The sequence below is a fragment of the Magnetovibrio sp. genome (assembly GCF_036568125.1).
Classification (GTDB): Bacteria; Pseudomonadota; Alphaproteobacteria; order Rhodospirillales; family Magnetovibrionaceae; genus Magnetovibrio.
On sequence record NZ_DATCTF010000005.1, the window covers coordinates 1 to 16,012 of the forward strand.

The following is a 16,012-nucleotide window of genomic DNA, read 5'->3' on the forward strand; positions in this document are numbered from 1 at the left end:
ACTTCATCCCAACGACTTACGTCAGCAATCGTAACCGCCAACTCCGCCACCCATTCCTGGGCTCCAGGGACAAAAAACCGCGACCAACCTCAACTCCGTGTTACCGGAGCCAGTCCGTCGCGACAGGCCGGTTTTTAGGCCGATGGCCGCGGGATGTCAAACCCTTTTTTTCACATTTGTGAAACAGGCAACGATCTTTTAACAAACTGGCGGATACTCTTGATTTTTCGGGAATATTTTGGCACTAAAGGAGCCTGAATATGGATATGACCAGAAAAAAAATATATCGGGCGGATCGGTTTTTAAAACCGTCACTGCCCCGATACGGGTGAAGCTATACACCCATGCTCTTTAAAGGGGATTTTGAGCGAATGATGTTGCGCGGAATCGCAGTCGCCACGGTTTTGATCGCGGGCGCGGTTATCAATTTGAAGTACACCGACGGCATCGCCGCCGTACCGTCCCCCGACGAAACCGTCGTGGATGGAGGATACGGCCCTGGCAGCCTCGCACCGGATGTGCGCCTGGGCACCGCGCCGATGTCGATCGGCAATGCGGCCGCCGCCGCCGCGCTCGATGCGTTGAAAAGCGCGCGCCCGTCTGCCCTTGCCCTTGCCGCCCCTTCTTTAGATGACGCCGACATCCAGGTTGCGCCGTCTACCTATCAAACCCAAATCAGCATCAAGTCCGGCGACACCTTGAGCAAAGCTTTGCGCCGCGCCGGGGCCCAGCCCCAGGATGCCGAAGCCGCGATCCGCTCGCTCAAAGGCCTCTACGATCCGCGCACGCTGAAAGCCGGGCAGCATATCGATGTAACGTTTGCGCCGTCCGGCGTGGAAGGTGAAGCGGATCGTTTCCGTGGTTTTGAAATTCCCCTCGATTACGCCACGCGTATTGCCGTGGCGCCTGCGCCGCAAGGCGGTTTCCAGGCCCATGAAATCGAGCGCGCTCTCAACACGCAAAACGCCCGTGCCCAAGGGGTGATCGATTGGAGCCTGTTTCAGGCCGGATCGGACGCCGGCGTACCCGCAAGCGTGATGGCCGAATTGGTGCGTGCATTTTCTTGGGACGTCGACTTCCAGCGCGACATCCGCACCAACGACGATTTTGAACTCATGTACGAACGCAAGATCGATGAGGACGGCAAGGTCGTGCACAACGGTAAGATCGTCTATGCCGCACTGACGCTGTCGGGCGAGCGCAAGGCCATCTATATGCATACGCTGAAAGACGGCACCACCGATTACTTCGACGAAAAGGGGCAAAGCGCGAAAAAAGCCTTGATGCGCACGCCCATTGACGGTGCGCGCCTATCATCGTCGTTCGGCAAACGCAAACATCCGATCTTGGGCTACACCAAGCTGCACACCGGCACCGATTTCGCCGCGCCGCCGGGCACGCCCATCTATGCGGCGGGCGATGGCACCATCGACACGGCCGGTTGGAACGGCGGGTACGGCAAGTACGTGCGCATTCGCCACAATTCCGAATATTCCACCGCCTACGCTCATATGAAAGCCATCAAGTCCGGCATCGGCAAAGGCAAGCGCGTGCGCCAAGGTCAAATCATCGGCTACGTCGGCACCACCGGGCGTTCAACCGGGCCACACCTGCATTATGAAATCATCCGCAACGGCAAGAAGGTCAACCCCATGCGGGTCAAAATGCCGTCGGGGCAAAAGCTCAAGGGGTCCGAACTGGCCCGCTTTGAAGACACCCGCGAAGCCTTGAAAAACCAGTGGGCCTCGCTCGGCACCCAGGATCAACACGTCGCCCAACGTTAACCCTCCTGTTTTCCTTGTCCATCCGGCCAAAAATACTTTTTTTCTTGTTCAAGTCCGTCAATATACTCACATATAATACAAAATGATGTGAGAGACGGCTTGTACACGCCTATGATGGCGTAGTTTTCATACTCTACTCTGGAATATAATTCCCACCGGTGACTAGGAGTTCGACAATGCAATTCACCATCAAGCAGAAACTTATCGGCATCGGTGTTGTATCCGTTTTGTCGCTGATCATTTTGGCTGGGATTGCGTTTTATGCCCAAACCCAGGTGTCGAATGCCTCTGGTCTGAACGAGATCCGCCAAGCGCAAATCCGCAACGTCAACGAGATGCGCCGGGCGACGCAGGGAATCATGCTCGCCGCCATGGACACGTTGGTGGACAAAGCCGAGGGCACGATCATGCCCGAGCGGCGCGAAATCATGGAAACCAATATCAAGTTCCTCCGCGAACGCGTGCGACAGATTATCGACGATGCCGACACCCAAGAAGAACGCGACATCGCAGCTGGACTCGGCACTTTGATCGACGGACTCGAAAAGGGTGTTCTGGGTGATTTGCAGGACCTCTTGGTGCGCAATGCCTCCGATGACGAATTCGCCATGTTGGATGACGTGCTCGACGAAAACGGCGTCGGCCTCGATGAAAAGCTTGGTCTGTTCGCCAAATCGGTCGAGGACGAAGTCGCCGAAGCGACCGCGCAAATGCACGATGCCTTGTCCTTTTCACAGATGCTGATCACCATCGCCATCATCATCGGCATTGTTGCATTGGGGGTTTTGCTCTTTGTCATCACCCGTTCAATCACCGGGGCATTGTACGGGATGACGGACGCCATGCTTCAATTGGCCGATGGCAATAAAGGCATCGAAATTCCCGCCGTCGGCCAAACCGATGAAATCGGCCAAATGGCCGATGCGGTGCAAGTCTTCAAAGACAACATGATCAAGGCCGATCGCTTGGCCGAGGAACAAGCCCAAGCCCAAGCCCAACGCGAACAACGCGCCAAGAACATCGAACAGATGACCCAAGATTTCGATGCTAACATCAGCGGCATGCTGAATATGGTTTCGTCTGCTTCGACCGAACTGCAATCCACCGCACAGACCATGAGTTCCACCGCCGACCAAACCAGCCATCAGGCCACCAACGTGGCGGCTGCGGCGGAAGAAGCCTCTACCAATGTTCAGACCGTGGCCTCGGCGGCGGAAGAGCTGTCGAGCTCGATTTCCGAGATCTCGCGTCAGGTGTCTCAGTCCACCCAGGTTGCGGGCGCGGCGGTGGCCGAAGTCGACGGCGCCAATCAAAAGGTCCAAGGCCTGGCCGAAGCCGCCAACAAAATCGGCGAGGTGGTGGCGTTGATCACCGACATCGCCGACCAGACCAACCTGCTGGCGCTCAACGCCACCATCGAAGCGGCGCGCGCGGGCGAAGCGGGCAAAGGCTTCGCCGTGGTGGCGTCCGAGGTCAAGAACCTCGCCAACCAGACCGCCAAGGCGACCGAGGAAATCTCCAACCAGATCGGCGGCATCCAAGGCGCAACCCAGGACGCGGTGCAGGCCATCGGCTCGATCGGCGGCATCATCAACCAGATCAACGAGATCACCTCGGCGATCGCGGCGGCGGTCGAAGAACAAGGCGCGGCCACCCAGGAAATCGCCCGCAACGTCGAACAGGCCTCCAGCGGCACATCGGAAGTCAGCTCCAACATTACGTTGGTCACACAGGCGGCTTCCGAAACCGGGGCATCGTCAACAGAAGTCCTGGATGCGGCCGCGGAGCTGTCTCGTCAGGCGGAGACCTTGCGTTCTCAGGTCGACACCTTCATCACCGACATCAAAAACGCTTAAGCCATCGTTTGATGCACAATTGAAAAGCGAGGGGCGTTCCCCTCGCTTTTTTTATGCACATGCCCCCGCTTGCAATTTCAACGCCCAGCACGTACCACCAGACAGACGTAATTTGACCGGGGTAACACCATGAGCGTCCAACTTTCATACCAAGATCTGGGCAGCGGCGAGCCGATCGTTATTTTGCATGGCCTGTTCGGATCCAAACGCAATTGGAGCGCCATCGCCAAGCGCTTAAGCGCGCACAACCGGGTGCTGACGGTGGATATGCGAAACCACGGCGAATCGCCCTGGATAGACGGCATGGATTATCGCGACATGAGCGCGGACGTCGCCGACTTCATCAAGCGCCACGCCCTTGGCTCCTGCACCGTGATCGGCCATTCCATGGGTGGTAAGGCGGCGATGACGTTGGCACTCACCCACCCGGAGTTGGTGGCACGCTTGGTGGTCGTCGACATCGCCCCGGTGGAACGAGAAACCGGATTCGGTGCGTATATCGAGGCCATGGCCGAGGTGCCGCTGGCCATGTGCGACAGCCGCAACGATATCGAAGAACATCTCGCCGACGTGGTCCGCGACAAGATGGTGCGCAGTTTTCTGGTGCAGAACGTGGTGCGCGAAGAAACCGGATTTCGCTGGCGCATCAATCTGGCGGCGCTGGACGCAGGCATGGACCAGATCGCCGACTTCCCCGCGCCGGATCATCATCAAAGCTACAACAACCGAACGCTGTTCGTCGCCGGGGCGCGGTCGGATTACATCCAACCCCACCACCTGGCCGACATCACCCGCCTGTTTCCCAAAGCCGACATCGCCCACATTCCCGATGCGGGCCACTGGCTGCACGCGGAAGCGCCGGAAGTATTCTTGCGAGAGCTAACGGCGTTTTTAGGCGCTTAATGACAACGATCCGAAACCGCTTGGGAAGCGGCGAGGATCGAATTGACCGAAATTTGCAGGAATGGATACAGCTTTTCGTCCGGGTCATAGCCGGAACCGACTTGCAGCCGATGGCGATTCGGTCCCAGTTCCTTGGTCTGCGGCACCGGATTGTGGAGGTGGGTCGTCAAGGTGTAGCCGCCTTGATCGACACTGTAGGTGTATTCCTCCGCCAAGGCGGAGAAACGGCGAACGCCTTCGGCACCCAAGACGCGCTGAAGTTCGTCGTAAAACGCGTCGTCGAGGGAAACGTCCGCCGGTTCGCCGTCGCTCTGAAACGGATAGTGGTCTTCCTGGTCGTGGTAATCCTCGATCATCTGGGCGATGGCGAACAGGTTTTCCGTGCGCGTGGCGTCAGTGCATTTTTGGCGGCTTGCTTGCGTCCACCAATACAATGCACCGCTGCCCGCGACGATCAAAACCAAGGCCGCCAGCCCATATACGCTCGACCGTTTCACACCGCCCCCCTGCGCTTAAACTATGCCGCCCACGCGCCGACATCCTCGCCGTTGATGATCAGCCCGTCCGATCCGGCGGAAACCGTGACCGTGTCGCCATCTTGGATTTTACCTTCCAAGATCATGCCCGCCAGCGGGTTTTGCAGAGCGCGCTGGATGGTGCGTTTCAGCGGCCGTGCGCCGTAGACAGGATCGTAGCCTTTGTCCGCCAACCAAGCATGTGCGGCATCGTCCAACTGCAACGCGATGTTCTTATCGCGAAGCAGGTCAAGCAACCGCGCCAACTGAATGTCGACGATGCCCGCCATGTGATCGCGGAACAGGCGGTGGAACAGCACCACTTCGTCGAGGCGGTTCAAGAACTCCGGCCGGAACGCCGCACGGACGATTTCCATCACCGGCTCGCGCAACTCGGCGCTGTCGTGGCCGTCTTCTTGGTGGGCGAGAATTTCCCCACCGAGGTTCGAGGTCAGCACAATCAAGGTGTTGCGAAAATCCACCGTGCGCCCTTGGCCATCGGTCAACCGCCCGTCGTCGAGCACTTGCAGCAACACATTGAACACATCGGGATGCGCCTTCTCGACCTCGTCGAACAAGATGACCTGGTAGGGACGACGGCGCACCGCTTCGGTCAACGCCCCGCCTTCATCATAGCCGACGTAGCCCGGCGGCGCACCGATCAACCGCGCCACGGCATGTTTCTCCATGTATTCCGACATGTCGATGCGCAACAGCGCGCTTTCGTCGTCGAACAGAAACCCGGCCAGCGCCTTGGTCAGCTCGGTCTTGCCCACGCCCGTGGGGCCGAGGAACAAGAACGAACCGATGGGACGGTTTTGGTCTTGCAACCCGGCGCGGGCGCGACGCACGGCGTTGGAAACGGCGGTCAGCGCCTCTTCCTGGCCTATGACGCGGGCGCGCAGGCCTTCTTCCATGTGCACCAGTTTGTCACGTTCCGATTCCAGCATCTTGTCGACGGGAATGCCGGTCCAGCGCGACACCACCGTGGCGATATCGGCGTCGGTGACGACTTCGTCCAACATGCGGTGGCTTTCCGCTTCGTCGGCCTGGGCCAGTTGCGCTTCCAAGGCGGGGATGCGTTGATATTGTAGCTCGCCCACCGCTTCGTATTGGCCTTCGCGCATGGCCTTGTCCAAATCGATGCGCGCCTGGTCGAGCTGCTCCTTCAACCGCGTGGTGCCCGCCAGGGCGTTTTTTTCGCCTTCCCACTCAGCGGTGAGTGCGGCGGAACGCAATTCCAGATCGCTCAGTTCGGCCTCCAACGTCACCATGCGTTTTTTCGACGCGTCGTCGTCTTCTTTTTTGATCGCTTCGCGTTCGATTTTAAGCTGAATGATCTTGCGGTCCAATTCGTCCAGTTCTTCTGGTTTGGAATCCACCTGCATGCGCACGCGCGACGCCGCCTCGTCCATCAGGTCGATGGCCTTGTCGGGCAAGAAGCGATCGGTGATATAACGGTTCGACAACGTCGCAGCGGAAATCAGCGCGCCGTCATGAATGCGCACGCCGTGGTGCAACTCGTACTTTTCTTTGATGCCGCGCAGGATCGAAATGGTGTCTTCGACCGTCGGCTCGGATACGAACACCGGCTGGAAACGCCGCGCCAAGGCGGCATCCTTTTCCACGTATTTGCGATATTCGTTGAGCGTCGTCGCGCCGACGCAATGCAGTTCGCCGCGCGCCAAAGCGGGTTTGATGAGGTTCGACGCATCCATCGAGCCTTCGGCCGCGCCCGCGCCGACCAGAGTGTGCATTTCGTCGATGAACAAAATGATCTGCCCCGCCGCCGCTTCGACGTCCTTGAGAACGGCTTTGAGGCGTTCTTCGAACTCGCCGCGGAACTTGGCGCCCGCCACCAGTGCGCCCAAATCCAAGACCATCAAGGTTTTGGTTTTTAAGTTTTCCGGCACGTCGCCTTGCACGATGCGCGACGCCAAGCCCTCGATGATGGCCGTTTTGCCGACGCCGGGCTCACCGATCAACACCGGGTTGTTCTTGGTGCGGCGGCTGAGCACCTGAATGGTGCGGCGGATTTCCTCGTCACGGCCGATCACCGGATCGATCTTGCCTTCCGCCGCCGCCGCCGTCAGATCGCGGGCATATTTTTTCAACGCATCGTACTGGTCTTCGGCGGTGGGGCTGTCGGCGGTGCGGCCTTTGCGGATGTTTTCAATCGCGCCGTTCAGCGCTTGAGGTGTAACACCCGCGTCTTGCAGAACCTTCTGCGCGCTGGTGCCTGCCGCCAACGCCAGGGCGAGCAGAATTTTTTCCACCGTCACGAAGCTGTCGCCGGATTTTTCCGCGACCTGTTCGGCTTGTTCCATCACCCGGGAAAGTTCCTGGGATAGATATATCTGCCCCGCCCCGGATCCTTCGACCTTGGGCAAGGCCTTCAGCGCTTTGTCGGATTCGTTCAGCGCCTTTTTGGCGTCGCCGCCGGCGGCGTTGATCAGGTTGGCGCACAGCCCTTCTTTGTCTTCCAACAAAACGTGAAGCAGGTGAATGGGCAGCAGTTGTTGGTGTGCGCGGCGTTGCGCCAAGGTTTGCGCAGATTGCATGAAGCCCTTGGAGCGTTCGGAGTATTTTTCAAAATCCATGGTCCACATTCCTTGTTCGCGACAGCGCCGTCCAGCCCCTGAATGTGATGGCGACCGGACCCGGCCTCGCGGTTTGCGGTTGTTTGCAAATGATATGTCCTGAAATCTAGTCGTCGCAACCTTACGCGTGCATAATGGCCGCAAAAATGGGAGTCGACAAACATGCACCTCGCCCAAATTCTACGCTACCCCGTCAAAAGCCTCTCCAAAGAAGAGCTGAGAACGTGTCGCTTGAGCCCGGGACAAGGCCTGCCCTTTGACCGCCACTGGGCCTTGGCGCGACCCGACGGCGATGCGCTGAACAATCCCGGCTGGATGCCCAAATCGCATTTTCTGGTGCTGGTCAGAGAGCACGCCATGGCGCTGGCCAAAAGCCGTTTCGACGAAGCCTCGGGCCGGTTTTGCTTTGAAGCGCCGAACGGTCTGCATGCCGAGGGAAAGCTCAGCACCGAGGACGGTCGCAAGGCCATTGCCAGCGCAATGGCAAAACATTTAGGCCTCGACCAAAGCGGCGTGCCGACTTTGGTCGAGGCCCAAGACATCGGCTACTTCGACACCACCAAAGGGCCGATCTCGATCCTGAACTTGGAATCGCTACGCGCCTTGGAAAAACTGGTCAGCCAGACAATCGACCCGGTTCGCTTTCGCATGAACCTGATAGTCGAAGGCTGCGAGGCGTGGTCGGAAACCCATTGGCCGGGTAAGCGCTTGAAAATCGGCGAATGCGTGCTGGAAATCACGGAAAACACCGGGCGCTGCAAAGCCACCCATGTCAATCCCGACACCGGCGAGCTCGACGTCAAAATCCTGCACGCACTGAAGGAACATTACGGCCACACGCAAATGGGCGTTTACGCGGTGGTGGTCGAAGGCGGCGCCATCAAAGTCGGCGACACGATGAGCCTGGTGGACTGATCGCCCATGCAAAACATTTTGGCGGAAGGCTATCAACTGCACCGCGCAGGAAAGCTCAAACAAGCCGCCCAACGCTACCAATCGGTCCTCAAGTCGGCTCCCAACCAACCCGATGCGTTGATGCTGTTGGGCATCGTGCGCTATGAGCAAGGCGACCTGACGCAAGCGATCAAGCACCTTGCCAAAGCCATCAAAGCCGCGCCGACCAACCCCGGCGCGCACTTCAACTTAGGCCTTGCCCAACAGGCCCGCGGCCGTTTGCAAGACGCCGCCGACGCGTTCGCCCAGGCTTTGGCCCTGGCGCCCAGCGACATGAATGCCGCATATTGCCTAGGCGCGGTTTTGGTGCAGATGGGTCGTTTGGACGAAGGCAAGGCCTACTTGAGCCAAGCACTGCCCGCCATGCCCGACAATCCAGGCGTTCACGGTTGGCTCGGCGTCGTCCAACAGGCCCAAGGCGACTTGAAAGCCGCGCTGCAATCGTTCAACCTCGCTTTGCAGCTCGATCCCGAAAACATCGAAGCGCTGTGCGGACTGGCCAACATGCCGGCCACATCCGTACGCCCCCAGGCAGCTTTCGATTACAGCGCAAAAGCCGCCAAGCTGGCACCGAACAATCAACAAGCCTTGCTCGCCCACGCCACGTGGCTGGAAAAGCGCCGCCGCCTCGAGGAGGCCGATCAACTGCTTGCATCTTGCCTGAAGATCGCCCCGCGCCAGCCCATGGCACATCTGGTCAAGGCCCGGGTGGAATTGTCGCAAGGCAAGTCTGATAAGGCCCGCGAGCGACTGGAAAATTTGCTCGAGCGCGACGATGTTCCCGCTGCCGTTCAGCATGGCGGGTATGCGGTTTTGGGCAAAGCCCTGGACAAGTTGGGTGCCTATGAACAGGCGTTTCAGGCATTCGATCGCAAGAATGCTGCCATGCTCGCCATGCCCGAATCGCAGCGTCTGCGCACTGACTTGGTCCCGGACGTGATCCGCAAGACCCACGCATGGCTGGACAATGATGGCCCCCAAACCCTACCCGACACGCCGGTAAGCGAACACACGCCGATCTTTTTCATCGCCTTCCCCCGCTCGGGCACCACGTTGATGGAAATGATCCTCGGTTCTCATCCGGCACTGCAAACGTCCGGCGAATTGGCCGCCATGGGCGCGGTCATGGACAGCCTGAACAAGGTGATCGGTTGCCAGTTCGACTATCCATTGCAATTGGACACGCTCACCGATGCGGAACGGCGTGCACTCGGCGACATTTACTGGCGCTGCTTCGAGGGTGAATTGAGTGCTCCGCCGGGTGAACGCACGCTCATCGACAAGAACCCGCTCAATTTGCTTTACCTGCCGCTGATCCGCACCGTTTTCCCGACCGCCAAAATCATCATGGCGATCCGCGACCCGCGCGATGTGTGCGTGAGCAATTTCATGCAGGCCTTCAGCCCCAACGTGTTCATGATCCATATGAAAGACATGCCGTCCACCGCGCAGTTGTACGCCGACTACATGGCGCTGTGGCGTGCGGCTCGCGGCACTATCGGGTTGGACGTTTTTGAATACCGCTACGAAGACCTAATCGATGATTTCACCACCACGGTTGGTGGCGTCGTGTCTTTTCTCAACCTGCCGTGGGACGATGCGGTCCACGACTACCAACGCACCGCGCACAATACCATCGTCTCGACGCCAAGTTATACCGACGTTTCGGGGCGCTTAAGCCGCAAGGCCATCGGCCAGTGGAAAAACTACGCGTCCTTGATGGCCGATGCGTTGGACATTCTGGCCGCCGATATAGAGGCATTTGGCTACGCCGACACATGAACGGCCGTCATCCATGAAAAAGGCCCCACACGCCGTGCGGGGCCTTTTTCATAAAATTCGAGATCAGTTCACGCCGTTGCGGCTTTGCTTTTGGCGTCATCCGTCAACTCGACGACTTCTGCGTCCACCGTCTTTTTGACAGGCTTGCGGGCCGGTTTTTTAACTTGCGCCGCTTTCAACGCCGCTTCGTTCGCTGCCGCGGCCTCAGCCGCCAACGTCGCTTCGTTCTTGGCACCACCGAGTGGGCTCATAGTGGAACCGACATTGGTCGTATTGGCGTTTTGCGAACGTCCCCGCCCACGTCCCCGGGGGGGGCGCTCCTTGGCGGGACGCTCGTTCGCCTGTTCACTGGGCTGATCGCCTTCCGCATCGCTGAGCTGTACGTACCCATCATCCATAGGCGACTGCGCGTCGAACGATGGCTGGACCTCAGCCGCTTGAGCGTCCACCTGCTGCGGGCGTTCCGAGGGCTGCTGTTGTTGCTGATTCTGTTGCTGGCGTTCCGATGACTGCTGGCGATCGGAACGGCCCTGATCGCCGTCTTGATCGGCGTTCACGATGCGGTAGTAATGCTCGGCAAACTGTAGATAGGCCTCTGCCTTGACACGGTCGCCGCCGGATTGGCAATCGCGGGCCAATTGCAGATATTTGTCGAGAACCTGCTGAGCGCTACCGCGAACCTTAATATCGGGTCCGTTGCTCTCGTACGTCTGATTGCGTGAATTGCGGCGGCCACCACCATTGTTGTTGGGGTTATTGCCACGGCCTCGGGAACGTCTTTGATTGGGAGCTTGCTTCATGATTTCGATTTTTTAGTTGTGCAAAAAAGTGCTGACCTTTCGTCCCAAAATCCATTTGGGTACGCGCCGATATAATTTTCCCGCGACAGTGTTCGTGGGTATGTGCGGCAGCAATTGAAAGGGATGGATGAGTTTACTCGGCGCCTTGTCGTTAGAATCTCAAACATTAACTCTAAGGCGCGGAACCTGTGGCCTCATCCGGCCACCCGTTAAAATTAACCCTAGTCGTATTGGGGCGGCTTTCCAACCCTTTATTTATCTCATTCTGCATTTATTTTTTCGCCACCGTCTTGCAAAAATCATACTTTGCGGGCGATCACGGCGCGCGCGACACCGCCCAAATCCGTACGACTTTCCAAAAATTCAAAACCCGCCGCGCCCATCAACGCCGCGACCTGTTCGGCTTGGCCGATTCCGACCTCGAATCCGGCCACACCGCCATCGCTCAACAGCACGTTAAGCTGGGCAATAATCGTGCGATAGGCATCCAGGCCATCTTCGCCGCCATCGAGCGCGCGGCGCGGTTCGAAATCGCGCACATCGGCTTCAAGCGTTTCGATGTCGCTGGCCGGGATATATGGGGGATTGGACACCACCACATCGAAAGGACCGTCCAGCGCATCCATCCACTGGGATTCGTTCCAATCGGCGCACACGAAGCGTGCGCGCGTCTCCATATCTAACGCCCGTGCATTTTCCTGGGCGACGAGCAAAGCCTCTTCGCTGGCGTCAACGCCAACCCCGGTGGCGCGGGGCCACTCGCTGAGCAGCGCCAACAAAATGCACCCCGTGCCGGTCCCCAGGTCGAGCACCCGAGCGGGCGCGGCGGCATGGTCCAATATCGCCTCGATCAAAGTTTCGGTGTCGGGGCGCGGGCTCAGGGTTGCAGACGTGACCTTGAACGGTAGCGACCAAAATTCCCGCACGCCGATGATTTGCGCCATCGGAACGCGACGGCAGCGCTGGGCCAAAGCCGCTTTCAAGGTTGCGGCTTGTTGATCGGTGAGAACCTCATCGCGGTCCGCCAACACCCGTTCCGGACCGCCGTCCAACACGAACCCAACCAACAGGCGGGCCTCCATGACCGGCGCGTCGATGCCCGCGACTTTCAGCGGCTCGACGCAGGCGCGTTGGGCCGCGCCAACGGTTAGGTTTTCAAACTGGGGGATCGAACTCACGAAAGTTCCGCCAGACGCTCCGCCTGGTCTTCGGACGTGAGCGCATCAATCAGTTCATCGAGTTCGCCTTCGAGCACCCGGTCGAGCTTATGCAAGGTCAAATTGATGCGATGGTCCGTAACCCGACCTTGGGGGAAGTTGTATGTACGGATACGCTCGGATCGATCACCCGAACCCACCTGCCCCTTTCGCGAGGCGGAACGTTCGCGGTCGAGCTCTTGACGTTGATGGTCGTAGAGTTTGGCGCGCAGCATGGTCATCGCTTTTTCTTTGTTCTTGTGCTGTGAACGACCGTCTTGGCATTGCACCACGATGCCCGACGGTTCGTGTACGATGCGCACCGCGCTGTCGGTGGTATTGACGTGCTGGCCGCCAGCGCCTTGGGCGCGATAGGTGTCGATACGTAGGTCTTCGTTGCGAATTTGAATGTCCACGTCCTCGGCTTGCGGCAACACCGCGACGGTCGCCGCCGAGGTGTGAATGCGCCCGCCCGATTCCGTTTCCGGCACGCGCTGAACGCGATGCACGCCGCTTTCGAATTTCAATTTGGCGAACACCCCGCGTCCCGACACGTTGGCGACGGCTTCCTTGTAACCGCCAATGCCCGTTTCGTTGACGTCCATCAGTTCGAACTTCCACTCCTGGCGTTCGGCAAAGCGTTGATACATGCGCATGATGTCGGCGGCGAACAGCGCGGCCTCGTCGCCACCGGTGCCCGCACGAACTTCCAAAATGGCGTTTTTATCGTCAGCTTCGTCTTTCGGCAGCAACAACACCTGAACACGGCGTTCCAGTTCCGGCAGTTGCGTCTTCAGCTCTTGCACTTCGGCCTGAGCCAGTTCGCGCATATCCGCATCGCCGGCACTGTCGGCAAGCAGGCTTTTAGCTCCCTCGTAATCCGCACGCACTTTTTCCAGTTCCTGGATCGCTTCGACCACCGGGGTGAGGTCGGAGTATTCCTTGGACATTTTCTGAAACGCGTCCGCAGCCAGTTCGCCCGTCGCCATTAAGGCGCCCAACTCTTCGTGGCGATCTTGTACGCGCTTGAGATTTTCGCTGAGGCTCACGATGTGCTCTCGTCTTCGTCGGTGGGGTCGTTCAAGTCGAACAGGCGTTCCAGGGCGAATTCCAATCGCGCCCAGGCGGTTTCATCGTCTGCGGCGATGCGGCGCATGGCCTCGGATGGATCGTGCAGCATCCGCCCCACCAGCAAGCGGGTGGCTTTTTCGGCATCGCCACCCGCGTCGTGCAAGGCTTGTTCGCGGGCGCGCTCGAACTTGGCGCGCAACCGCGTCAACGCGGGCACGGCGACGCGCTCGGCACGGGTGTGCAGATAGCGTTTGACGTCTTGCTTAATGATATCACTGGCGCGTGCGGCTTCCTGTTCGCGCCCGGCACGGCCTTTCAGAGCCACCTGTTCCAGATCGCCCAAGCTGTAGACGAAGGCATCGTCCAGTTCATCCACCTGCGGTTCGACGTCGCCGGGCACACCGGCATCGACGATGAACATCGGCTTATGCCGGCGCGCTTTAAGGGCTGCTTTCACCGGCGCTTGGTCGAGGCTGAAGCGACGCGTGCCGACCGCACTCAACACGATGTCGCTGTCGGCCAAAAGATTTTCGAAATCATCGAAATCCGCAACATGAGACTCCAGATCCCGCGCCAAGGCGTCGGCGCGCCCGGCGCGCGGATGGGTGACGGTCAGGCTTGCCAACCCATTGGCGACGAGATCGCGAGCGATCATTTCGCCCATGTCGCCGGTGCCGACCAACAGCGCCTTGCAGCGACTGAGATCGCCGAACACGTCACGCGCAATCTGCACCGCACTGGCGGCCATACTGACCGGGCCTTCGCCGATTTTCGTTTCCGTGCGCACCCGCTTGGCGGCGGCGTAGGATGCCTGCATCCAGGTTTCCAGTTCGGCACGCACATGATCGGTTTCGGTGGCTTGGCGATGGGCATGTTTGACTTGCCCCAGAACTTGAGGCTCGCCGACCATCAAACTGTCGAGTGACGCGGTGACGCGAAACATGTGTTCCACCGCCTCTTCGTCGGTCAGGGTGTAGGTCTGCTCTTGCAGCTCGGCCAATTCGCATTCGCCTTCACGCGCGAAGGTTTCCAACACCGCTTGCTGAAACGCGGCGGGGTCGTGGGTGATGCCGATGGCTTCGACCCGGTCGCAGGTGGACAGCAATATGACTTGAGCCACACCCTTTTCCGACAATTCCTGCAGCACCGCCGGGACGCGCGGTTCTTCGACGAAGATCCGGTCGCGCATCATCATGGTCGAGGAACGATGGTTCGCTCCCACCACGATCGGACGGCCTTTGGGTAGCTCAGTGTCGGTCATGCCCCACCATAGCGTTTTTGTACGTAATCTTCGACCATCACTTGAAACTGCTGCGCCAAGTCGTCGCCCTTGAGCGTTGCGACCTTTTCGCCGTCGACGAACACCGGGGCAGAGGGTGTTTCACCTGTGCCGGGCAAAGAAATGCCGATGTCGGCCTGCTTGCTTTCGCCGGGACCGTTGACGATACAGCCCATCACCGCCAGCTTGAGATTTTCCGCGCCGGGATAGAGGCTTTGCCATTCGGGCATGCGGGCGCGCACGTAATCTTGAATGTCCATCGCCAATTCCTGAAACAACGTCGAGGTGGTGCGCCCGCAACCGGGGCACGCGGTGACTTGCGGCATGAAACTGCGCAGATGAAGGCTTTGTAGAATTTCTTGAGCCACGCGCACTTCGCGTTCGCGCGCCGCGCCGGGTTCGGGCGTCAACGAAACGCGGATGGTGTCGCCGATGCCTTCCGTCAACAAAACCGCCAGCGCGGCGGTCGATGCGACCACGCCCTTATCGCCCATGCCCGCCTCGGTCAGGCCGAGATGCAAGGCGTAATTGCTTCGCGCAGCCAATAGGCGGTAGACGTTTATGAGTTCCGGCGCTTCGCTGACTTTGCACGAAATGATGATGCGATCGGCACCCAGCCCCAGCTCTTCGGCCCGTGCGGCGCTGTCGAGCGCGCTGCGTACCAAGGCCTCGCGGGTCACCTCTTCGGGAGAACGCGGTTCGGCGAGTTTGGCGTTTTCATCCATTAACGCCACCGCCAAATCTTGATCGAGGCTGCCCCAATTGACGCCGATGCGCACCGCCTTGCCGAGCTTGGCGGCCAATTCGATCATAGCAGAAAACTGTTGGTCGCGTTTTTCGCGAAAACCGACGTTGCCGGGATTGATGCGGAACTTGGCCAGCGCGTCGGCGCACGCGGGATGATCGGTCAACAATTTGTGGCCGATGTAATGGAAATCGCCGACCAACGGCACGTTCACGCCTTGGGCCAATAGTTTTTCACGAATACGGGGTACCGCCTTGGCGGATTCGTCGCGGTCAACGGTGATGCGCACCAGTTCGGATCCAGCCTGAGCCAGCGTCGCCACCTGAGCCACCGTCGCGTCAATGTCGGCGGTGTCGGTATTGGTCATCGACTGCACCACCACCGGATGCCCGCCGCCGATTTTCACGCCATCGATGTCGACGACGCGCGTGGGGTGACGTGTGGCAAAAGCGTTCAAGGTGTTGGGGCTCATGGTCGCTGGTTCCTGAGGATGCCTCTATGGGAGCTATATAGCGTCCCCAGCCCGA

12 protein-coding genes are annotated in these 16,012 nt (G+C 59.2%); 5 read left to right on the forward strand and 7 right to left on the reverse strand.

Annotated features, from left to right (window positions below; translation table 11 throughout):
• The first annotated feature begins 371 nt into the window (after positions 1-371).
• The 3 genes from VIN96_RS01865 to VIN96_RS01875 all read left to right on the forward strand — a co-directional run bounded on the left by VIN96_RS01865 (position 372) and on the right by VIN96_RS01875 (position 4,543).
• A complete protein-coding gene (locus VIN96_RS01865) occupies positions 372-1,784 on the forward strand; it encodes a M23 family metallopeptidase (protein ID WP_331893726.1) in 1,413 nt (470 codons plus the stop codon).
• A gap of 176 nt (positions 1,785-1,960) precedes the next feature.
• Entirely contained in the window at positions 1,961-3,640 is a 1,680-nt protein-coding gene (locus VIN96_RS01870; RefSeq protein WP_331893727.1) for a methyl-accepting chemotaxis protein, read from the forward strand.
• A gap of 129 nt (positions 3,641-3,769) precedes the next feature.
• Positions 3,770-4,543: an alpha/beta fold hydrolase gene (locus tag VIN96_RS01875; protein WP_331893728.1), complete on the forward strand. Its 774-nt coding sequence runs from the start codon at positions 3,770-3,772 to the stop codon at positions 4,541-4,543.
• Here the strand turns inward: VIN96_RS01875 and VIN96_RS01880 are convergent.
• A complete protein-coding gene (locus tag VIN96_RS01880) occupies positions 4,540-5,040 on the reverse strand; it encodes a hypothetical protein (RefSeq protein ID WP_331893729.1) in 501 nt (166 codons plus the stop codon). The two genes, VIN96_RS01875 and VIN96_RS01880, sit on opposite strands and share 4 nt — an antisense overlap.
• Positions 5,041-5,060: 20 nt before the next feature.
• The gene (gene clpB / locus VIN96_RS01885; RefSeq protein ID WP_331893730.1) at positions 5,061-7,658 is read right to left on the reverse strand and encodes an ATP-dependent chaperone ClpB; all 2,598 of its coding nucleotides are present in this window, start codon (positions 7,656-7,658) and stop codon (positions 5,061-5,063) included.
• A 162-nt stretch (positions 7,659-7,820) separates the two neighbouring features.
• Between clpB and VIN96_RS01890 the strand changes: the two genes are divergently transcribed.
• Together VIN96_RS01890 and VIN96_RS01895 are read left to right on the forward strand one after the other, a co-directional pair.
• The gene (locus VIN96_RS01890) at positions 7,821-8,573 is read left to right on the forward strand and encodes an MOSC domain-containing protein (RefSeq protein ID WP_331893731.1); all 753 of its coding nucleotides are present in this window, start codon (positions 7,821-7,823) and stop codon (positions 8,571-8,573) included.
• A gap of 6 nt (positions 8,574-8,579) precedes the next feature.
• The gene (locus VIN96_RS01895) at positions 8,580-10,394 is read left to right on the forward strand and encodes a tetratricopeptide repeat-containing sulfotransferase family protein (protein WP_331893732.1); all 1,815 of its coding nucleotides are present in this window, start codon (positions 8,580-8,582) and stop codon (positions 10,392-10,394) included.
• A 68-nt stretch (positions 10,395-10,462) separates the two neighbouring features.
• On the opposite strand, the gene VIN96_RS01900 is transcribed toward VIN96_RS01895, so the two are convergent.
• The 5 genes from VIN96_RS01900 to ispG all read right to left on the reverse strand — a co-directional run bounded on the left by VIN96_RS01900 (position 10,463) and on the right by ispG (position 15,957).
• A complete protein-coding gene (locus VIN96_RS01900; RefSeq protein WP_331893733.1) occupies positions 10,463-11,194 on the reverse strand; it encodes a DUF4167 domain-containing protein in 732 nt (243 codons plus the stop codon).
• A 299-nt stretch (positions 11,195-11,493) separates the two neighbouring features.
• Complete coding sequence (prmC, locus tag VIN96_RS01905) at positions 11,494-12,372, reverse strand: peptide chain release factor N(5)-glutamine methyltransferase (RefSeq protein ID WP_331893734.1); 879 nt, start codon at positions 12,370-12,372, stop codon at positions 11,494-11,496.
• Entirely contained in the window at positions 12,369-13,439 is a 1,071-nt protein-coding gene (prfA, locus tag VIN96_RS01910) for a peptide chain release factor 1 (RefSeq protein WP_331893735.1), read from the reverse strand. The genes prmC and prfA overlap by 4 nt, the downstream gene beginning before the upstream one ends.
• Complete coding sequence (gene hemA, locus VIN96_RS01915) at positions 13,436-14,722, reverse strand: glutamyl-tRNA reductase (RefSeq protein ID WP_331893736.1); 1,287 nt, start codon at positions 14,720-14,722, stop codon at positions 13,436-13,438. Before hemA ends, prfA begins: the two co-directional genes overlap by 4 nt.
• The gene (gene ispG, locus VIN96_RS01920; RefSeq protein WP_331893737.1) at positions 14,719-15,957 is read right to left on the reverse strand and encodes a flavodoxin-dependent (E)-4-hydroxy-3-methylbut-2-enyl-diphosphate synthase; all 1,239 of its coding nucleotides are present in this window, start codon (positions 15,955-15,957) and stop codon (positions 14,719-14,721) included. Before ispG ends, hemA begins: the two co-directional genes overlap by 4 nt.
• Between the last annotated feature and the right edge of the window lie 55 nt (positions 15,958-16,012).